The sequence below is a fragment of the Serratia sp. A07 genome (genome assembly GCF_058725505.1).
The window spans coordinates 1-20227 of sequence record NZ_JBZXDO010000039.1 but is presented as its reverse complement, the minus strand read 5'-3'; the positions used below and the strand labels follow the sequence as shown (position 1 = coordinate 20227).

Annotated in this window: 19 protein-coding genes; 9 read left to right on the top strand and 10 right to left on the bottom strand. The window is 60.5% G+C overall.

Annotation, left to right across the window (positions count from 1 at the left end):
• Window positions 1–163 precede the first annotated feature (163 nt).
• The 3 genes from amiA (at window position 164) to AC4PR2_RS24080 (ending at window position 2486) form a co-directional block, all read left to right on the top strand.
• Window positions 164–1045 carry an N-acetylmuramoyl-L-alanine amidase AmiA gene (amiA, locus tag AC4PR2_RS24090; RefSeq protein WP_089186276.1) on the top strand — a complete coding sequence of 294 codons (882 nt, stop codon included), beginning with the start codon at window positions 164–166 and terminating at the stop codon, window positions 1043–1045.
• A 65-nt stretch (window positions 1046–1110) separates the two neighbouring features.
• Window positions 1111–2031 (top strand): oxygen-dependent coproporphyrinogen oxidase, encoded by a 921-nt coding sequence (hemF, locus tag AC4PR2_RS24085; RefSeq protein ID WP_060439263.1) that lies wholly within the window; start codon window positions 1111–1113, stop codon window positions 2029–2031.
• Window positions 2031–2486, top strand: a complete 456-nt coding sequence (locus AC4PR2_RS24080; protein ID WP_492175574.1) for a YaiI/YqxD family protein — start codon at window positions 2031–2033, stop codon at window positions 2484–2486. The genes hemF and AC4PR2_RS24080 overlap by 1 nt, the downstream gene beginning before the upstream one ends.
• A gap of 22 nt (window positions 2487–2508) precedes the next feature.
• Here AC4PR2_RS24080 and AC4PR2_RS24075 read toward each other — a convergent pair whose 3' ends face one another.
• The 4 genes from AC4PR2_RS24075 to AC4PR2_RS24060 all read right to left on the bottom strand — a co-directional run bounded on the left by AC4PR2_RS24075 (window position 2509) and on the right by AC4PR2_RS24060 (window position 8791).
• Entirely contained in the window at window positions 2509–4749 is a 2241-nt protein-coding gene (locus AC4PR2_RS24075; RefSeq protein WP_492175569.1) for a TonB-dependent receptor domain-containing protein, read from the bottom strand.
• A gap of 121 nt (window positions 4750–4870) precedes the next feature.
• On the bottom strand, window positions 4871–6997 hold the full coding sequence (locus AC4PR2_RS24070) for a S9 family peptidase (protein WP_492175568.1): 2127 nt from the start codon (window positions 6995–6997) through the stop codon (window positions 4871–4873).
• A 54-nt stretch (window positions 6998–7051) separates the two neighbouring features.
• Window positions 7052–7849, bottom strand: a complete 798-nt coding sequence (locus AC4PR2_RS24065; protein ID WP_492175567.1) for an energy transducer TonB family protein — start codon at window positions 7847–7849, stop codon at window positions 7052–7054.
• Between the two features lie 102 nt (window positions 7850–7951).
• On the bottom strand, window positions 7952–8791 hold the full coding sequence (locus AC4PR2_RS24060; protein WP_346420578.1) for a ChaN family lipoprotein: 840 nt from the start codon (window positions 8789–8791) through the stop codon (window positions 7952–7954).
• Window positions 8792–8968: 177 nt separating this feature from the next.
• Between AC4PR2_RS24060 and mmuP the strand changes: the two genes are divergently transcribed.
• Window positions 8969–10378, top strand: a complete 1410-nt coding sequence (mmuP, locus tag AC4PR2_RS24055; protein ID WP_187322656.1) for an S-methylmethionine permease — start codon at window positions 8969–8971, stop codon at window positions 10376–10378.
• On the top strand, window positions 10368–11306 hold the full coding sequence (mmuM, locus tag AC4PR2_RS24050) for a homocysteine S-methyltransferase (protein ID WP_187322657.1): 939 nt from the start codon (window positions 10368–10370) through the stop codon (window positions 11304–11306). Before mmuP ends, mmuM begins: the two co-directional genes overlap by 11 nt.
• A 50-nt stretch (window positions 11307–11356) precedes the next feature.
• Here the strand turns inward: mmuM and maeB are convergent, their stop codons facing one another.
• The 5 genes from maeB to AC4PR2_RS24025 form a co-directional block, all read right to left on the bottom strand.
• Window positions 11357–13636: an NADP-dependent oxaloacetate-decarboxylating malate dehydrogenase gene (gene maeB / locus AC4PR2_RS24045; protein WP_038881248.1), complete on the bottom strand. Its 2280-nt coding sequence runs from the start codon at window positions 13634–13636 to the stop codon at window positions 11357–11359.
• 214 nt (window positions 13637–13850) lie between these two features.
• Window positions 13851–14024, bottom strand: a complete 174-nt coding sequence (gene lysC, locus AC4PR2_RS24040; protein WP_033635476.1) for an Rz1-like lysis system protein LysC — start codon at window positions 14022–14024, stop codon at window positions 13851–13853.
• Entirely contained in the window at window positions 14005–14385 is a 381-nt protein-coding gene (locus tag AC4PR2_RS24035; protein ID WP_084827301.1) for a DUF2570 family protein, read from the bottom strand. The genes lysC and AC4PR2_RS24035 overlap by 20 nt, the downstream gene beginning before the upstream one ends.
• Window positions 14382–14762, bottom strand: a complete 381-nt coding sequence (gene chiX, locus AC4PR2_RS24030) for an L-Ala D-Glu endopeptidase ChiX (protein ID WP_459426202.1) — start codon at window positions 14760–14762, stop codon at window positions 14382–14384. Before chiX ends, AC4PR2_RS24035 begins: the two co-directional genes overlap by 4 nt.
• Before the next feature lie 10 nt (window positions 14763–14772).
• A complete protein-coding gene (locus AC4PR2_RS24025; RefSeq protein WP_004936551.1) occupies window positions 14773–15099 on the bottom strand; it encodes a phage holin, lambda family in 327 nt (108 codons plus the stop codon).
• 293 nt (window positions 15100–15392) lie between these two features.
• Here AC4PR2_RS24025 and chiB point away from each other — a divergent pair, with 293 nt between their 5' ends.
• A complete protein-coding gene (chiB, locus tag AC4PR2_RS24020) occupies window positions 15393–16892 on the top strand; it encodes a chitinase ChiB (protein WP_060439255.1) in 1500 nt (499 codons plus the stop codon).
• An 85-nt stretch (window positions 16893–16977) separates the two neighbouring features.
• On the opposite strand, the gene AC4PR2_RS24015 is transcribed toward chiB, so the two are convergent.
• Window positions 16978–17919 (bottom strand): LysR family transcriptional regulator, encoded by a 942-nt coding sequence (locus tag AC4PR2_RS24015; protein WP_038881234.1) that lies wholly within the window; start codon window positions 17917–17919, stop codon window positions 16978–16980.
• 404 nt (window positions 17920–18323) lie between these two features.
• On the opposite strand from AC4PR2_RS24015, the gene cbp21 reads away from it, so the two are divergent.
• The 3 genes from cbp21 to AC4PR2_RS24000 form a co-directional block, all read left to right on the top strand.
• A complete protein-coding gene (gene cbp21, locus AC4PR2_RS24010; RefSeq protein WP_492175566.1) occupies window positions 18324–18917 on the top strand; it encodes a chitin-binding protein/chitosanase CBP21 in 594 nt (197 codons plus the stop codon).
• Between the two features lie 258 nt (window positions 18918–19175).
• Entirely contained in the window at window positions 19176–20126 is a 951-nt protein-coding gene (gene tal / locus AC4PR2_RS24005; RefSeq protein ID WP_060419797.1) for a transaldolase, read from the top strand.
• An 18-nt stretch (window positions 20127–20144) separates the two neighbouring features.
• The coding region (locus AC4PR2_RS24000; RefSeq protein WP_134267863.1) for a thiamine pyrophosphate-binding protein at window positions 20145–20227 on the top strand (83 nt) is incomplete at its 3' end.

Here is a 20227-nt window from a genome sequence, read left to right as displayed (position 1 = left end):
GCGTGATTATTCACTTACGCAATATCAAACTGCGATTTACCGCGCTATTTGCCCAGAAATCGCCGGTAACAGGCGTAATAAATGGAAATAGTTATCGGGTCGATTAATGATTATCAATACGATATAACGTCGCAAAATAGAAACGTCGATGGAGCGTTGCGTAATGAAAAAGCAGGGTAAACAATTCCTCAGTTTTAAGCCACTTGCCGTTTCCCCGACGCGACGCCAACTTTTGCTTTCCGGCCTGGCGGTAGCGCTGTTCGGCGTGAAAAACCGCAGCGCCAGGGCGGAAGGCTTACTGCGCAATCAGCACAGCAAACCGGCGGCGAAACCGGCCGGCGGCAAAAAACTGGTGATGATCGATCCCGGCCACGGCGGCATCGACTCCGGCGCGGTCGGCCATGAAGGCTCACAGGAAAAACACATCGTGCTGGAAATCGCCAACCACGTGCGCCGTTTTCTGCATGAGCATGACCACGTCGAGGCGCGCCTGACGCGCGAAGAAGACGAATTCATTCCGCTGTTCCAGCGGGTGGAGATCGCCCACCAGCACCAGGCCGACCTGTTCATTTCGATTCACGCCGACGGCTTTACCAGCCCATCGGCCTCCGGCGCTTCGGTGTTCGCCCTCTCCAACCGCGGCGCCAGCAGCGCCATGGCGCGCTACCTGTCCAACCGTGAAAACGCCGCCGACGACGTGGCGGGCGGCAAGTACAAGGATCAGGACAACTACCTGCAGCAGGTGCTGTTCGATTTGGTGCAAACCGACACCATCAACAACAGCCTGACGCTCGGCCGACACGTGCTCGGCCAAATTCGCCCGGTACACCACCTGCACAGCGACAGCACCGAACAGGCGGCGTTCGCGGTGTTAAAATCCCCGTCCATTCCCTCGGTGCTGGTGGAAACCTCGTTCATCACCAACCCGAACGAAGAGCGGCTGCTGGGCACCACCGCGTTTCGCGAGAAAATAGCCCGCGCCATCGCGGACGGCATCGTCAACTTCTTCGACTACTTCGACGCCCACCAGCGCAAACCCCGCTGATGCCGCGGGCGGTGAATAAGAGTATACTCAGCGCCTTGTTCAGCCAGACGCTATAAAGACCCCGCATGAGTTTACCTAACATCGCTGAAGTAAAATCCTTCCTGCTGGCGCTGCAGGATCATATCTGCGCGCAGCTCGCCCAGGCCGACGGCGGCGCCGTGTTCACCGAAGATCAATGGACGCGTGAAGAAGGCGGCGGTGGCCGCAGCCGCGTGCTGACCAACGGCGCGGTGTTCGAACAGGCGGGGGTCAACTTCTCGCACGTCTCCGGCGCCACCCTGCCGGCCTCGGCCACCGCGCACCGTCCGGAACTGGCCGGGCGCAGCTTCCAGGCGATGGGCGTCTCGTTGGTTATCCATCCGCTCAGCCCTTACGTGCCCACCAGCCACGCCAACGTGCGTTTCTTCATCGCCGAAAAACCGGGCGAAGCGCCGGTGTGGTGGTTCGGCGGCGGCTTTGATCTGACGCCGTTCTACGGCTTTGAAGAGGATGCCGTGCACTGGCACCGCACCGCGGCCGATCTGTGTGCGCCGTTCGGCGACGAGGTCTACCCGAAATACAAGCAATGGTGCGACGATTACTTCTTCATCAAGCATCGCAACGAAGCACGCGGCATCGGCGGCCTGTTCTACGACGATCTGAACACCCCGGACTTCGACCACTGCTTCGCTTTCACCCGCGCGGTGGGCCAGGGCTTCCTCGACGCCTATCTGCCGATCGTCGAAAAACGCAAGGCCTTGAGCTGGGGCGAGCGCGAGCGCCAGTTCCAGCTGTACCGTCGCGGCCGCTACGTGGAGTTCAACCTGGTGTGGGATCGCGGCACGCTGTTCGGGCTGCAAACCGGCGGGCGCACCGAGTCCATTCTGATGTCGATGCCGCCGCTGGTGCGTTGGGAATATAACTACCAGCCGGAAGGCGACAGCCCGGAAGCGGCGCTGGCGCGCGATTTCCTGCCGGTGCGCGACTGGCTGCAGGAGCCGAAATGATGCAGATTTGGGTCGATGCGGACGCCTGTCCGAACGTGATCAAAGAGGTGCTGTTCCGCGCCGCCGATCGTACCGCCATCACCGTGACGCTGGTGGCGAACCAGCCATTGCGCACACCGCCGTCGAAGTACATTCGTTCATTGCAAGTCGCGGCCGGCTTCGACGTGGCCGACAACGAGATCGTGCGCCGCTGCGAAGCGGGCGATCTGGTGATCACCGCCGATATCCCGCTGGCGGCGGAGGTGATAGAGAAAGGCGCGGTGGCGCTGAACCCGCGCGGCGAACGCTATACGCCGGACACCATCCGCGAGCGCCTCAACATGCGCGATTTTATGGATACCCTGCGCGCCAGCGGCATTCAGACCGACGGCCCGAACGCCCTGAACCAGCGCGACCGCCAACAGTTCGCCAACGAGCTGGACAAATGGCTGCTGCAGGCGAAACGGGCGCAGTGACTGTGCCCTGCTCCGCTGCGGTTTAGAAGCGCACCTCCCCGCCGAAGATATAGGTACGTCCACGGGCAGTGTTGGTCGGCGTCTCATACTGCGACTGCGACGGCAGCGAGTTCATCTTGTTCAGCGCGTCCGAGTAGTCTTTGTCCATCAGGTTTTGCACGCTGAGCTTCAGCAGCAGATTGCGATTCACCTGATAGGTGCCGTACAGATCGATAATGGTCGGAATATGCGGCGCCGGCTCTTTCAGCAACTGCTCATTCTCATCGTAATCAGAGTCCGGCGACAGGCGCACCGATTTGCCGGTGTATTTCACTACCCCGCCCAGCGTCAGTTTCTCGTCCAGCAAGCGTACCCCGCTGTCCAGCGTGAAGTAAAATTCCGGCAGTTCGCTGACATCGCCCGCGCCGAACACGTTGCTAGCCTGGTTGGTCGGCTGGGAGGTATGCTCCTTGCTTAACGACAGCTTGGTGAAGGCGAAACCGGCGTCGTACAGCGCTTCGAGCTCCACCCCGCGCATTTTGACCGGTTCGGGGGCGTTACTGTACATGGTCATGCTGACGTTGACGTCCGCGTTATCCCACTCTTCCTGCGTCGCCTGCGAGCGGTTGCACTTCTGGCGGTTTTTACACACCAGGTAGGTTTGGCTGGATATGTAGTTTTTGATTCTGGTTTCGAAATAGACCGCTTTCAGCTGGAAACTGTCCTGCTTGAACAACAGATCGTGGGCATTGGCATTGAAACCGCCCTGCCAGGTCTCCGCTTTTTCGCCCTTCAGGAACGGGTTCATCGACTGGCCGCCGCTGTTGGCGAAGAACACCTCCTGGATATTCGGCCCGCGCATCGACTTGCTGTAGCTGACGAACGGCTGCAGCCACGGCGTCACCTGCGCCGACAGCATGACCGACGGGTTAAAGCCGTGTTCGTTGCGGTTGATATTGCCGGCGCCCTGCGGGAAGCACTCTACGCGCTCGTCACAGGCCGGCTTATAGCCGGAGAGGCGATAGGCGGTGTAGTTCAGATCGAAATTCCCCTGCCAGATGCCGTAGTTGGCCTGCAACCCGCTATACAGGCTGGAAATATCTTGCTTGCCCGACATTCCCACCGGCATGCTTTCCGCCTGATTGTCATCCGTCACCAAGCCGGAGGCCTTTTTCTTATACTCGTTGCGCACCAGCTTGCCGCCGTAGCTGAAGGCGAAATCGACGTCCTGCAGGCTGAAACGGCTGGTGTTGTTGATATCCAGCGCATCAGAGATGTTTTTCGCCGTGCTGTCGCTAAAGCCCGCCATGTTGTTGGACATGAATTTCTGCTCACCCCGGCTGGTGCTGGCGGTCAGGTTGAAATCGATCAGTTCCGAGAACGGCGCGTAGTGATACTTAAGGTAAAAATCGTCGCTGTCGATGTGGCGGCGGGTGATTTTATTCTGGTAGCTGCGCGCCGACAGTTCGATGCTGTTAAAGGCATCCGGCTTGATGTCCACCTTAAACAGCTGGGATTTCGGGTTCTGGCGGTAGGTTTTATTAACGTTGAACACCTCGCTGTCGAAACCGGCGCCGTTTTTGTAGTTGGAGGTGATGGAACTGCCGCTGATCGCTGCCATCGCTCCCAGGCTGCCGCCGTCGGCAAAGGCGGCGGTTTTGGCACCCACGGCGATCATGCCGCTGCGGCCGATGCCGTTATTGCCCACCGAGAATTTGGTGCGCACGCCGAACGGGTTATCGGAAAACACCACGTCGTCCACGCCGATAGTGCGGAAGTTGGCGCTGCCCGCCAGGGCGTTCACCCCAGCGGAGCCGGTGGCATTGCCGCGCGCCACGTCGACGCCGACGATAAAGTTAGGATCGATCAGCGCCCCGAACTGGCTGGTGGGCAATCCCCCGTGCGCTGCGTCGCTCGGCGAGTTGCCGTAGTAGTTTTGCGTGATGCCGTCGACCATGGTGTTGACCCGGCCAAAGCCGCTCAGGCCGCGAATATTGACGCTGACCGATCCCTGGCCGGGATCGATCTGGGTATAGGTGCCCGGCATACTGCGCAGAATGCTGTCCACCGACTCCAGATTCTTGTTTTCATCGCGCGAGCTGAACGCGCCTGGCCTCGCCAACGCGTCTTTTTCGCTGCTTTTGCCGCTGTCGGCGGCCGAGACGTTGAGCGGGCTGAACGCCACGCTGCCTTTATTATTTTCCGCCTGTTCCTGCGCGGCCGCAGCCGGCCCGTACAGCGCCAGTCCCGCGCCGATCAGGCTCGCTATCATTTTGATTTTCATATATCCCCAGAAATAGCCAATAAGGTTTGATGGCCGACAATGCCCAGCAAAAAGCCCGCCGAAAGCGCGGTAAAAGGTTGTTATTGTTTTATTGCGCCGCAGCGTGCTGCGGCGCTAAAGGTTATTTCTGCGCCTGCCGGTCCGCCGCCAGAATAAAGGCGTACTCCAGCGCGCCGTTTTCCAGCCGCGCCAGGCGGCCCGATTTGCCGCCGTGGCCGGCGGTCATGTCGGTGGAGAGCAGCAGCAGCGAATCGCCCTGCTTGAAGCGCCGCAGCTTCGCCACCCATTTGGCCGGCTCCCAATACTGCACCTGGGAGTCGTACAAGCCGCTGGTAACCAGCAGGTTCGGGTAACGCTGCTTGCGCACGTTGTCGTACGGGCTGTAGGACTTCATCAGCGCATAGGCGGCCGGCTGGTGCGGGTTGCCCCACTCCTCGTATTCCCCGGTGGTCAGCGGAATGCTGTCGTCCAGCATGGTGGTCACCACGTCGACGAACGGCACCTGCGCCACCACCGCGTTGTACAGCTGCGGCGCCTGATTGATCACCGCCCCCATCAGCAAGCCGCCGGCGCTGCCGCCCATGGCGTAGATGCGCCCCGGCTGGCCGTAGCCGTCTTTGATCAGCGCCTGGGTGGCGTCGATGAAGTCGTTGAAGCTGTTCGGTTTATGCGTCAGCTTGCCCTGTTTGTACCAGCTCTGCCCCAGCTCGCCGCCGCCGCGCACGTGGATCAGCGCATAGACGAAGCCGCGATCCAGCAGGCTGATGCGGTTGGCGCTGAACGCCGGATCCATGCTCATGCCATAAGCGCCGTAGCCGTACACCAGTAGCGGGTTATGCCCGTTTTTGAACAGCGATGTGCGGTACACCAGCGAGACCGGCACCTTCACGCCGTCGCGCGCCGTGACCCAGATGCGCTCGCTGTGATACAGGCTCGGATCGACGCCTTTCACCTCCTGCTGCTTCAGCAGGGTGCGCTCGCCCTTGTTCAGATCCCACTCATAGGTGCGGGTCGGCGTGGTCATCGCCGAATAGCCGTAGCGCAACCGATCGCTGTCCGGCTCCGGGTTATAGCCCAGCCAGGCCATGTAGCTGGCGTCATCGAACGGGATGGCGCGCTCGGTTTTACCGTCCCAGCTGATTTGCCGCAGCTGCACCAGCCCGTTGGCGCGCTCCTGCACCACCAGCCAGTCGCGGAACAGGCTGAAGCTCTCCACCTCGTGCTGCGCCTGCGGCGCGATCAGCGTCTGCCAGGGTTTACCCGCCGCCGCTGTGCGGTAGAGGCCAAAGTTCGGATCCTGATGGTTAGAACGCAGGTAGAACTCGCCGCGGTAGTGATCGAGGTAATACTCGCGGCCGTTCTGCCGGGCGGCGAACAGCTGCGGCTCGCGCTGCGGCTGGTTGGCGTCGATCAGGCGCACCTCGGAGGTGGTGTTACCGCTGATGGTCAGAATCAGGTAATCGCGCGAGGACGAGCGGCCGAGGCTGAGGTAGAACGCCGGATCGTTTTCCTGGTACACCAGCTTATCTTCCGCCGTCGGCGTACCGTACTGATGGCGATAAACCTGGTATGGCAACAGCGTTTGCGGGTGGTTGCGCACGTAGAACAGGGTTTGGTTGTCGTTGGCCCACACCATGTTGCCGGAGGTGTTTTCCAGCGTTTCCGGCGACCAGCGTTCGCTGCCTATCTCACGCAGGGAGATGCGGTATTGGCGGCGGCCCTGCAGATCTTCGGCCACCGCCAGCTGGCGGTTGTCCTGGCTGACGTCCATCGCCCCCAGGCGATAGTAGGCGTGGCCGGCCGCGCGCTGATTGGCGTCCAGCAAGGTTTGCCACGGCGCGTCGGCGGTGAGCGCCTGGCGCTGATACAGCGCGAAATCTTTACCGGCGGCGTAGCTTTCCTGATAGCGATAGCCGTTGAGTTGATACGGCACCGAACGATCGTCAGGGTTCATGCGGCCCAGCATCTCCTGATACAGCGTGGCGCGCAGCTTCTGGTACGGCGCCATCATCTGCTCGGTGTAGCGGTTCTCCGCCTTCAGGTAGTCCAGCACCTTCGGCTCTTTTCGGCTGTCGTCGCGCAGCCAGTAGTAATCGTCGGTGCGCGTCTCGCCGTGCGCCGTTAGCGCTTTCGGCGCGCGTTCCGCCAATGGCGGCTGCGGTTGCGCCAGCGCGGCGCCGGCGATGCCTAAAGAAAGCCAGAGCGCGGCCGCGATGCGACGGCGCGGGGTGAATAACAGCGGATTCATAATCCCTCACGAAGTTTGAAGAGGCGCACGACGGCGATGCGGCGCCTGCGGGCATTAACGGCGGGCATTCAGCTCCGCCAGATTGAAATCGATCGGCATCGTCACCTTGACGGCTCCCTGCTGCAGCATCTCCGGCGGCGGCGGCGGCAACGGCTGGGCGCGTGACACCACCGCCACCGCTTCCCGATCCAGCGACGCGGTGCCGGAACGCACCTGCAGCATGACGTTCGAGACCCGCCCCTGCGCGTCGACGCTGAAGCTGACCTGCGGCATGCCGCTGCGCCGGCGGCTGCGGGCATCCAAAGGATAATCCTTGATGCGGTTCAGTTTGCCTTTCACCAGGCTCTCCCACGACAGTTTGGCCTGCGCGTTGCTGTTGGCGTCGCTGTTGATCGGTGCGGCGGTCTGATGGGAAAACGTCTGCGCCTGCGGCGCGGCGGCGCTGGACGCGGCGGCATTGCGCGTCTCTTTGGCCTGTTCCTGCGGCTTCGGCTGCGATTTTTGCGGGGGGCGGTGTTCGGCACGCTTCTTCTGCGCCGTCACGATTTTCGCATTCTCGGCGCGCGCCAGCTTGGGCAGATCCGGCTGCTGCTGCTGCTCCGCAGGCTGCGCCGCGGCGGATTCCGCCTGCTGCACGCCCAGCGGCAGCGGCTTGCTTTCCGGCGCTTCAATCTGCGCCGCCCAGCTCATCATCACCGCCGGCGGTGGCAGTACCACCGGCTCCAGCGCCGTCTGCGGCCAGTAAAACAGCAGCACCAACGCCGCGTGCGCCACCAGGGCGAGCAGCAGGCCGCGCGCCCAGCGCGGCTGCGGCAGTTCAAAGGCCGGGAGGGAGTAAGACTGACTTAACATAGGGGCATTAGCTTGCTTAATTGCGAATGATTGCAGATCACATTTACTAATGATAATCATTTGCAACTATAATTAACACCCCTTTTCACTGTCTTAACGTATTCATTTCACTGATGGTGTGATCCACAGGTAGTCTGCGGTGTTCGCATCGACCTGTACGCCCGGCTCCGCCAACATCAGCACCGTCGGCGCCGCCGCCGGTTGCAGATCCTGCACGTGCAGCGGCACCCCCACCGATTTGGCGGCGTGATAGCCACCGGCGATCAGCAGCGCGGGCGTCGGCGCCGCCAGCAGACGTTCCGCCATGCGCCGGTCGCGCTGCTGCTGGATCGCCAACATCGCCTGCAGCTGGTCGGCCTCAATCTTGCCGCCGTGCGAAGTGCGGATGGTCTCTTCAAGCGCCTTGCGCACCGCCGGCTGCGCCGATAGCTGCCCCGCCGGGAACTGCGGCTGCTGATAGAACGCCGTAATCTCGCTGCGATCCAGATTGGCCGACCACAGCGGGTAAGGCGCGCGCATCGCCGCCATCGTCACCCCGCCATACAGCTCCCACTTCCAGCCCGGCTGCCAGGCGATCAGCTCCGCTACGCGGCCGTCACGCACCGTGGGATCGCTCTGCAACCACTGCTTGACCTTGTCGACCTGCGCCTGTTGGTTCGGGTTGATCATCTCCATCAGCACGCTGCCCTGCGGCCGCCGCAGCGGCAGCTGCTGCACCAGCCATTGCTCAATCTGATGGTGGTAAGGATTGTCATGCTTCTCCCCCAGGATCACCCGCGGCTGCTGCGCCAGTCGCGTCAACAACTGCTCAGGCGTCAGGGTCGCGCCGCTGTGCAGATCGGTGATGCTCCCCAAACTCGCGACGTCGTTGGCCGGCGCCTTCACCGGCGCCTGGCTGCAGGCGCCGAGCGCCAACGCCGCCAATAAAATCAGGTATCTCATCATGTTGCCCCATTATCGAAAATGGCGACATTATAGATAATAATTATCATTTGCATATAGATCCGGCTTAACGATTTTTTTACGCGGCGATCGCCGGCTGCGCATTGCGTTGAAAAAGCATTGCGGGTATAACCAATAGCCATTCAGATATTTAGACGTCTATACGGATAGATTATTATGCAACCATCGGCACCCGCCGCAGGACAGTTCAAACGCAGCATGAAGGCCCGGCACCTGGTGATGCTATCGCTGGGCGGCGTGATCGGCACCGGGCTGTTTTTCAACACCGGCTACATCATCTCCACCACCGGGGCGCTCGGCACGCTGCTGGCCTACCTGATCGGTGCGCTGGTGGTGTATCTGGTGATGCTGTGCCTGGGCGAGTTGTCGGTGGCGATGCCGGAAACCGGCGCTTTTCACGTCTATGCTTCGCGCTATCTGGGGCCGGCCACCGGCTATGCCGTCGCCTGGCTGTATTGGCTCACCTGGACGGTGGCGCTCGGCTCCAGCCTGACCGCCGCCGGATTCTGCATGCAGTACTGGTTCCCGCAGTCGCCGGTGTGGCTGTGGTGCCTGATCTTCTGCGCGGCCATTTTCCTGCTTAACGTGGTGACCACCCGCTTTTTCGCCGAAAGCGAATTCTGGTTTTCGCTGATCAAAGTGGTGACCATTCTGGCGTTTATCATTCTGGGCGGCGCCGCCATGTTCGGCCTGCTGCCGATGAAAGACGGCACGCCGGCGCCGTTCCTGCATAACCTGACCGCTTCCGGCTGGCTGCCGCACGGCACGCTGCCGATCCTGATGACCATGGTGGCAGTGAACTTCGCCTTCTCCGGCACGGAGCTGATCGGCATCGCCGCCGGTGAAACCGAGAACCCGGAAAAAGTCGTGCCGCTGGCGATCCGCACTACGGTGATCCGCCTGATGCTGTTCTTTATCGGCACGGTCTTCGTGCTGGCGGCGTTGATCCCGATGGATCAGGCGGGGATCGTCAAAAGCCCGTTCGTGCTGGTGTTTGAACGCATCGGCGTGCCTTACGCCGCCGATATCTTCAACTTCGTGATCCTGACCGCCATCCTGTCGGCGGCTAACTCCGGCCTGTACGCCTCGGGGCGCATGCTGTGGTCGCTGGCCCACCAGCGCACCCTGCCGGCCTACTTTGCGCGCGTCAATACACGCGGCATTCCGATCAACGCCCTGACCTTCAGCATGCTCGGTAGCGTGCTGGCGCTGCTGACCAGCGTGATCGCGCCGGACACGGTGTTCGTCGCCCTGTCGGCGATCTCCGGTTTTGCGGTGGTGGCGGTGTGGCTGAGCATCTGCGCGGCCCACTTTGCTTTCCGCCGCGCCTACCTGCGCAGCGGCCAGCCGATAAGCGGCCTGAAATACCGCGCGCCCGGCTACCCGCTGACGCCGATCCTCGGCTTTGCGCTGTGCCTGCTGGCCTGCATCGGGCTGGCGTTCGATCCGGAGCAGCGCATTGCGCTCTACTGCGGGCTGCCGTTCGTCGCCTTGTGCTACCTCACCTATTTCCTGACCCGGCGCGCCGGGCAAAAAACCGCTTTGGGAGAACAACATGTCGGTTAATAACCCCGTCGCCCGCCTGCTGGCCGAACACCCCACGCTGATCCTGGACGGCGCGCTGGCCACCGAGCTGGAAGCGCGCGGCTGCGATCTGACCGATCCGCTGTGGTCGGCCAAGGTGCTGATTGAAAATCCCGAGCTTATCTATCAGGTGCATCTCGATTATTTCAACGCCGGCGCCCACTGCGCCATCACCGCCAGCTATCAGGCCACGCCGCAGGGCTTCTTGCGCCGCGGCCTGGATCAGGAGCAATCGCTGGCGCTGATCGCCAAAAGCGTGCAGCTGGCGCAACGCGCGCGCCGCGATTATCTGGCCGCGCACCCGCAGGCCGTGCCGCTGCTGATCGCCGGCTCGGTAGGCCCGTACGGCGCCTATCTGGCCGACGGCTCGGAATACCGCGGCGACTACCGGCTAGCGCAGGATGACATGATCGCCTTCCACCGCCCGCGCCTCGCCGCACTGGCCGCCGCCGGCGTCGATCTGCTGGCCTGCGAAACGCTGCCGTCGTTCGCCGAACTGCAGGCGCTGCTGACGCTGCTGCAGGAATTCCCGACGCTCGGCGCTTGGTTCGCCTTCACCCTGCGCGACAACCAACACCTCAGCGACGGCACGCCGCTGACGGAGGTCCTGTCCGCGCTGCGCGGCAACCCGCAGGTGCTGGCCATCGGCATCAACTGCATCGCGCTGGACAAGGTCGCCCCGGCGCTGCGCCAGCTGGGCGCGCTGGCCGACAAACCGCTGCTGGTCTACCCCAACTCCGGCGAGCACTACGATGCGGTGAGCAAAACCTGGCACGTCTGCGGCGGCGAGCACGGCAGCCTGGCCGATCAGGCGACGGAGTGGCGCACGCTCGGCGCGCAATTGATCGGCGGCTGTTGCCGCACCACCCCGCAGGATATCCGCGCCATCGCCGCACGCTGCAAGGCATAAAAAAAGCCCCCGGCGCCAACGGCGCAGGGGGCCAGTCATTCAACCTGGGCTTACAGCGGTTCGGTCTGGGCTTCCACCACCGCCAGCGCCACCATGTTGACGATGCGGCGCACCGAGGCGATCGGCGTCAGGATGTGCACCGGCTTGGCGACCCCCATCAGCACCGGCCCGACGGTCACCCCTTCCGAACAGGAGACGCGCAGCAGGTTGTAGCTGATGCGCGCCGCTTCCATGTTCGGCATGATCAGCAGGTTGGCCGAGCCTTTCAGCGGGCTGTCCGGCATCAGATCGTGACGGATGCTTTCCACCAATGCGGCGTCACCGTGCATTTCGCCGTCGATCTCCAGCTCCGGCGCCAGCTCGTTCACCAGCTCCAGCGTTTTGCGCATCTTGCGCGCCGCCGGGCAGTCGGAAGAGCCGAAGCTGGAATGAGACAGCAGCGCCACCTTAGGTTCGATACCAAAGCGGCGCACGGTTTCCGCCGCCATCAGGGTGATCTCCGCCAGCTGTTCCGGCGTCGGATCGTCGTTGACGTAGGTGTCGGCGATAAAGGTGTTGCCGCTCGGCAGCAGCAGCGCGTTCATCGCGCCGGCGACGTGCGCGCCTTCACGGAAGCCGAACACGTTCTTCACCACGTCGTAATGCTCATGGTAGCTGCCGATGGTGCCGCAGATCATCGCATCCGCTTCGCCGCGATGCAGCATGATAGCGGCGATCAGCGTCGGGTTGCCGATCACCGCACGGCGCGCCTGTTCCTGCGAGACGCCGCGACGCTTCATGATCTGGTAGTACTCGCCCCAGTATTCGTTAAAGCGCGGATCCGACTCGTTGTTCACCACTTCAAAATCTTTGCCCGGCGTCAGCTGCAGGCCCAGCTTTTTCAGGCGCATCTCGATCACGCTCGGGCGGCCGACCAGGATCGGGAAGGCCAGCCCCTGCGACACCAGCTCCTGCGTGGCGTGCAGTACGCGCTCTTCCTCGCCTTCCGCCAGCACCACCCGCTTCACCTCTTTGCGCGCCTGCGAGAAGATCGGCTTCATGAACAGGTTGGTTTTGTAGACGAACTCCGCCAGCTTCTCGACGTAGGCGTCGAAGTCTTCGATCGGGCGCGTCGCCACGCCGGACTCCATCGCCGCCTTGGCTACCGCCGGCGCGATCTTGACGATCAGACGCGGATCGAACGGTTTCGGAATGATGTATTCCGGACCGAAGGAGAGATCCTGGTCGTCATAGGCGGAAGCCACCACGTCGCTCTGCTCCGCCAGCGCCAGATCGGCGATGGCATGCACGCAGGCCAGCTTCATCTCTTCGTTGATGGTGGTAGCGCCCACGTCCAGCGCGCCGCGGAAAATGAACGGGAAGCACAGGACGTTGTTCACCTGGTTCGGGTAATCGGAGCGGCCGGTGCAGATGATGGCGTCCGGGCGCACCGCTTTGGCCAGCGGCGGTAAAATTTCCGGTTCCGGGTTGGCCAGCGCCATGATCAGCGGATCGCGCGCCATGGTTTTCACCATATCCTGCGTCAGAACGCCCGGGCCGGAGCAGCCGAGGAAGATGTCGGCATTCGGGATGGCGTCGCCCAGCGTGCGCTGGCCGTTATCCTCGATGGCGTAGGCGGCTTTGGTCTGCTCCATATTGGCGTCGCGGCCTTTATAGATGACGCCCTTGGAGTCGCAAACGGTGATGTTCTGTTGCCGCAGCCCCAGCGCCACCAGCAGGTTCAGGCAGGCGATGGAGGCCGCGCCGGCGCCGGACACCACCAGGCGTACGTCGGAGATATTCTTCTTCACCACGCGCAGGCCGTTGAGCACCGCCGCAGTGGTGATGATCGCCGTGCCGTGCTGGTCGTCGTGGAACACCGGGATCTTCATGCGCTCGCGCAGTTTCTGTTCGATGTAGAAACACTCCGGCGCCTTGATGTCTTCCAGGTTGATGCCGCCGAAGGTCGGTTCCAGCGCGGCGATAATGTCGATTAACTTGTCAGGGTTATGCTCATCCACTTCGATATCAAACACATCAATACCGGAAAACTTCTTGAACAAAACGCCCTTGCCTTCCATCACCGGCTTACCGGCCAACGCGCCGATATTGCCCAGACCCAGTACCGCCGTGCCGTTGGAAATCACCGCCACCAGGTTGCCGCGCGCGGTGTATTTGTAGGCTGCCAACGGATCTTCGGCGATCTCGAGGCAAGGCGCGGCGACGCCCGGCGAATAGGCCAGCGCCAGATCGCGCTGGGTCGCCAACGGTTTGGTGGGGGAAACCTGGATCTTCCCTGGGACAGGAAACTGATGGAAATCAAGGGCACTCTGTTTGAGCTGTTCGTCCATTATGGATTCCTTTGTTTTTTGCTTTTATGTTGAGGTAAGGCTTTGAGGCTGCGCCCTGCCGTGGGCCGTGGCGCCCAAGTACAATGACAGGGCGCAGCCTTGAAGTATAGTGAGAGAAACATCACAAACTTTGAAGCGGGCCATAACCTTGGCCGAAAGACCGTTTTAAAAGTAAAAAAAGAAGGTCTGTGGGACGCGCACAGAAACGCCGCCGTCAGCGTGGCGGCAGCGTGGCGCGCCAGGCGTTGAGCGTCTCTACCTGGCCGGCGCAAATGTGTAACGAGGTTTGTAACGCCAGGGTGTAGCTTACCGCATCGCCCCAGGTCTCCCCTTGCAGCTGCGGTTGCTCACAAGGAGCAAACACCGACTCAGGGGGCAACAGCGGCACGGCCTGCGGCGGCGGCGGCCGGGCGCAGGAGCTCAAGCACAGCGCCAGGCAGAGGCTGAGCAGCGCAGGGATCGTTTTTAATCGCTTCACGGTATTTCCTCTGATAAGCCTCGTGTTGTTGGCGCAGCTGCCGTTCCTGCCGCTGCTGCGCCGCCATCAGCGCACGGTTTTGCGCATCCTGAGTCTGCAGGGTGGCGATTAGCCCGGCCTGCTGCGCCAGGCTTTTCTGCAGCTCTGCCGCCTGTTGCCGCGCAGACGCCAACTGGTGCGACAGCAGCGAGCTGTAGCCACCCAGGCAGATAGCCGCCAGCAACAGCAGCAGCAAGCCGCCCTGCATCAGTTTTTGCAGCCAACCGCTCATGCCGGATAGTCCCGGAAAGGCAGTTGGAAGTGCGGGCCATCCTTGAGGGTTTTCCACTCGCCGCCCCATTCAACGTTGATGCCGCATTCACGCGCCGCGCGCCGCACCGCCACCGCAATCTGCGCGTAGTAATCCCACTCCCAGGAGACCACGCCCGCCGGCATCGCCACCACGTCCACCGCGTGGCCGGTCAGATGGCGGCTGCGTAATGTCTGGCTGCTGCCGGCGCGCACCATTTCCCGCTGGCGCGCCATGCTGCGCAGCCCCTCACTGACGGAGAACGGCACCAGCGAATAACGCAGCGCCAAACGAATAACGCGCACCAGATCCGGGTGTACGCCGCGCAGGTTCTCTTCGCTGCGGGCGGTAAAACGAATATCTTCGATGTCATTTAACATTTTTAAACCCCGTTTTTTTGCCAATGAATTTCTTAATTAAGGCGTTGATGTAATCCGCCCCCATAAAGCCAATCAGCACGCTGGCTAAATTCGCCCACTTTAATTCCAGGCCCATCAGCGCCAGCGCATCGCGCACCGTCCAGGCCAATAACGCGCACATCGCCGCATTCAATAAACGCCGCCGAATACCCACGTTGCGATAGGCGCCGTGCAATAACGCCATTACGCCGGCCAAAATGGCGTTTAATACCGGCTGAAGATATTCACATACTCGCTGGACTATTAAGCCAACAGCGTCAGGCTCTATGCTGGACATAGCTCATCTCCTTTTTTATTTTTAATTAAATGCCAATCACGGCCGGTGGGACATCGGATAATCAGAATCTAGTTAAGGATGCTATGACAAAGCAAATGAATAAATACAGACCCTATGGTCGAATTCATTCATGCTGAGCGCTGGCACAACGCATAACCGCCAATGTGTACGGCAGTGAATAAAAATTCATTGTTATCGTGATTTATTTCGACTTTTGTTTTCACCAAAAATAAACATTAATGGCTGCGGGAAATAGTTCCCCATCATAAAAACATCCACTCTGGAGAAATATCATGTCCACACGCAAAGCCGTTATTGGGTATTATTTTATTCCAACCAACCAAATCAATAATTACACCGAGTCCGATACGTCCGTCGTGCCGTTCCCGGTTTCCAACATCACGCCGGCCAAAGCCAAACAGCTGACGCACATCAACTTCTCGTTCCTGGACATCAACAGCAATCTGGAATGCGCCTGGGATCCGGCCACCAACGACGCCAAGGCGCGTGATGTGGTCAATCGCCTGACCGCGCTCAAAGCGCACAACCCCAGCCTGCGCATCATGTTCTCCATCGGCGGCTGGTACTACTCCAACGATCTGGGCGTGTCGCACGCCAACTACGTCAACGCGGTGAAAACCCCGGCGTCGCGCACCAAGTTTGCCCAATCCTGCGTGCGCATCATGAAGGATTACGGCTTCGACGGCGTGGACATCGACTGGGAGTACCCGCAGGCCTCAGAAGTGGAGGGTTTCATCGCCGCGCTGCAAGAGATCCGCACCCTGCTGAATCAGCAAACCGTCGCCGACGGCCGCCAGGCGCTGCCGTATCAGTTGACCATCGCCGGCGCCGGCGGCGCCTTCTTCCTGTCGCGCTATTACAGCAAGCTGGCGCAGATCGTCGCGCCGCTCGATTACATCAACCTGATGACCTACGATCTGGCCGGCCCCTGGGAGAAGATCACCAACCACCAGGCGGCGCTGTTCGGCGACGCGGCCGGGCCGACCTTCTACAACGCGCTGCGCGAAGCCAATCTGGGCTGGAGCTGGGAAGAGCTGACCCGCGCCTTCCCCAGCCCGTTCAGCCTGACGGTCGACGCCGCGGTGCAGCAACACCTGATGATGGAAGGCGTGCCGAGCGCCAAGATCGTGATGGGCGTTCCCTTCTACGGCCGCGCCTTCAAAGGCGTCAGCGGCAGCAACGGCGGCCAGTACAGCAGCCACAGCACGCCGGGCGAAGATCCGTATCCGAGCACCGACTACTGGCTGGTGGGCTGCGAAGAGTGCGTGCGCGACAAAGATCCGCGCATCGCCTCCTATCGCCAGCTGGAGCAGATGCTGCAGGGCAACTACGGCTATCAGCGGTTGTGGAACGACAAGACCAAAACCCCTTACCTGTATCATGCGCAGAACGGGCTGTTCGTCACCTATGACGATGCCGAAAGCTTCAAATACAAAGCGAAGTACATCAAGCAGCAGCAGCTGGGCGGCGTGATGTTCTGGCATCTGGGGCAAGACAACCGCAACGGCGATCTGCTGGCCGCGCTGGATCGCTATTTCAACGCCGCGGACTACGACGACAGCCAGCTGGATATGGGCACCGGCCTGCGCTACACCGGCGTCGGCCCCGGCAACCTGCCGATCATGACCGCGCCGGCCTACGTGCCGGGCACCATTTACGCGCAGGGCGCGCTGGTGTCCTATCAGGGTTACGTCTGGCAGACCAAGTGGGGCTATATCACCTCGGCGCCGGGTTCCGACAGCGCCTGGCTGAAAGTAGGCCGCGTGGCGTAAGCCATAAAAAAACCCCGTAGCCGAACGCTGCGGGGTTTTCATTGAGTTAACCGTTTGATTTTCGCGTCCCTTCGTCTCTATTCCTTCAGTTGTGGCACCAAGGATAGCCGCCATCCCGCACCACTTCCCGGCCCATCAGGCTGTAAACATCGCTTTTGCGCGTCAGCCGCTCATGCCACCAGCTAAACCCGGCGCCCTTGCTGGCCGGATGCCACGCCAGCCAAATCATTTCGTCGCCCTTTTGCATCTCCACCGGCACCGTCACCAGTTCGCCGCTGGCCAATTCCTTTTCGATCAGCGCAGGCGGCAGAAAAGCGTGGCCGATGCCGCGTTTGAGCAGCGCCAGGTTGCTTTCCACATCGCACACCACCAGCTGGCGCTGCAGAGGCAGCGTGCCGTGATTGCGTTTTGGCAGCTCATGGCTGCTGTCGGCGATCACCACCACGATGTCGTTCAAGCGCTGCTTCTTGCACACCGGCTTTCTCTGCGCCGCGAACGGGTGCGAAGGCGACACACACAGCACGAAGTTGAGCTTGCCGAGCATCAGGGTTTTGGCCTGTACGCTGTCGGGAATTTGGCCGATGGCAATGATCAGGTCCGCCCGGTTGTTCTTCAGCGCATCCCAGGTGCCGTTCAGCGCTTCCCGCTGCACCGAGATATTGGCGTTCGGGCAATGCTGAATATAGTCGCGGATATCCTGCGTCAGGGTCTCCAGCGGGAAGAAGGTGTCCACCGCCAGGCGGATATTATTGTCCAGCTTGGGGATGTTTCTTACCCGACTTTCCAAATCCTGCACCGCATTTAATATCCAGCTGCCCTCCTGCAGGAGAAATTCCCCTTCATCCGTCAGGGTAATCATGGGGCCATTGCGATGAAAAAGTTTCACGCAGAGTTTGCTTTCAATATTGGAAACCCGATAAGAGATCGCCGAAGGCGTTTTATGCAGCGCCTCCGCCGCCATAGAGAAAGAGCCGGTGCTCTTGATGGTGCTGATTATTTTAATCGCGTCCAGGGATAATCTAGTCATACAAATTCCTCTTTAAAATAAAATAAGAAAAATGACACTAAATTCCCGAGGTGGTGGCGCACAAAAATCGATCAAGTCGAACAAGGGTACTCAAGGCAACAAGCAATATACTTCATAAATGAGAGCGCTATCTTAAATACTATTCATCACTACATGATATAAATTTCATCATAGCGCCGTGCTTTTACACTGTGACAGTTAAATAAATTCAGCCTAACGATCAAAGATCGTCATCATAATAATTTTCGTTAATAGCCGCTAAAACATTCCGCTCTGCTGCACAACCAGAATGATAAAAATAAAACAAGCCGACAAACAGGGTTATTTCTAATTGCGTTATTAGCCTCTCATTTTGTCGGTGAAATACGCTCAACTTACAACATAATTTCAGTCAGGAGTGACTTATGAACAAAACTTCCCGTACCCTGCTTTCTCTGGGCCTGCTGAGCGCGGCCATGTTCGGCGTTTCGCAACAGGCGAATGCCCACGGTTACGTCGAATCGCCGGCCAGCCGTGCCTATCAGTGCAAACTGCAGCTCAACACCCAGTGCGGCAGCGTGCAGTATGAACCGCAGAGCGTCGAAGGCCTGAAAGGCTTCCCGAAGGCCGGCCCGGCTGACGGCCATATCGCCAGCGCCGACAAGTCCACCTTCTTCGAACTGGATCAGCAAACGCCGACGCGCTGGAACAAACTCAACCTGAAAACCGGCCCAAACTCCTTTACCTGGAAGCTGACCGCGCGTCACAGCACCACCAGCTGGCGCTATTTCATCACCAAACCGAACTGGGACGCTTCCCAGCCGCTGACCCGCGCCTCCTTTGACCTGACGCCGTTCTGCCAGTTCAACGACGGCGGCGCCATCCCTGCCGCACAGGTGACCCACCAGTGCAATATACCGGCAGACCGCAGCGGTTCGCACGTGATCCTTGCCGTGTGGGATATAGCCGACACCGCCAACGCCTTCTACCAGGCGATCGATGTCAACCTGAGCAAATAATCGGCCAAATGAGACGATCTTTGAGGGTTCAGCCTGGCGCTGAACCCTTCTTTTTTTGGCTCTTGCGCTACCGCCCCCTTCGCCTGCCACCGCCGCAAGCCGCGCCCCGCCTGGGTTTATTCGGCATTCATTGTTATTATCCATCGCAACAATCAGAAAAAGCGCATTTTCATTCCCGACCCGATGATGCAGTGTGTTCCCCCTATGATGAAAAAGGTTCTCATTTCCCTACGTTGAGCTTGGTCAAGGAGCTTATTAATGAATCAATTAGACGCACTCAAGCAGCTGACCACGGTGGTCGCCGACAGCGGCGATATCGAATCCATCCGCCAGTTCGAACCCCAGGACGCCACCACCAACCCTTCGCTGATCCTGAAAGCCGCCGCGCTGCCGCAGTACAAGGCGCTGATCGCCGAAGCGCTGGATTACGCCCGTCGTCAGGGCGGCAGCAAGGAAACCCAGCTGATCAACGCCAGCGATAAGCTGGCGGTCAATATCGGCGTCGAGATCCTCAAAAGCGTGCCGGGCCGCATCTCCACCGAAGTGGACGCCCGCCTGTCGTTCGATCGCGGCATGTGCGTCGCCAAAGCGCGCAAGCTGATCGCCATGTATCAGGAACAGGGCATCGACAAATCGCGCATCCTGATCAAACTGGCTTCCACCTGGGAAGGCATCAAAGCCGCCGAAGAGCTGGAAAAAGAAGGCATCAACACCAACCTGACGCTGCTGTTCTCCTTCGCCCAGGCCCGCGCCTGCGCCGAAGCCGGCGTGTATCTGATCTCGCCGTTCGTCGGCCGCATCTATGACTGGTACCAGGCCAAACAGCCTGCCGCCGACTACGATGCCGATCAGGATCCGGGCGTGAAGTCGGTGCGTACCATCTATGAATACTACAAGCGTCATCGTTACCAGACGGTGATCATGGGCGCCAGCTTCCGTAAGGTTGAGCAGATTTTGGCGCTGGCCGGCTGCGATCGCCTGACCATCGCACCAAACCTTTTGGAGCAGCTGAAAAACAGCGACCAGCCGGTCGAGCGCAAGCTGACCCCGTCTACCGAGGGCTTCCATCAACCTGCCCCGCTGGCCGAAGCGGAGTTCCGCTGGCTGCACAACCAGGATGCCATGGCGGTGGAAAAACTCGCCGAAGGCATTCGCCTGTTCGCCGTCGACCAGCAGAAGCTGGAAGACATGTTGGTCGCTCAACTGTAACCGTACTGGAGTTTCGTTATGTCTTCTCGTAAAGAGCTTGCCAACGCCATCCGCGCACTCAGCATGGACGCCGTACAAAAAGCAAATTCCGGCCACCCGGG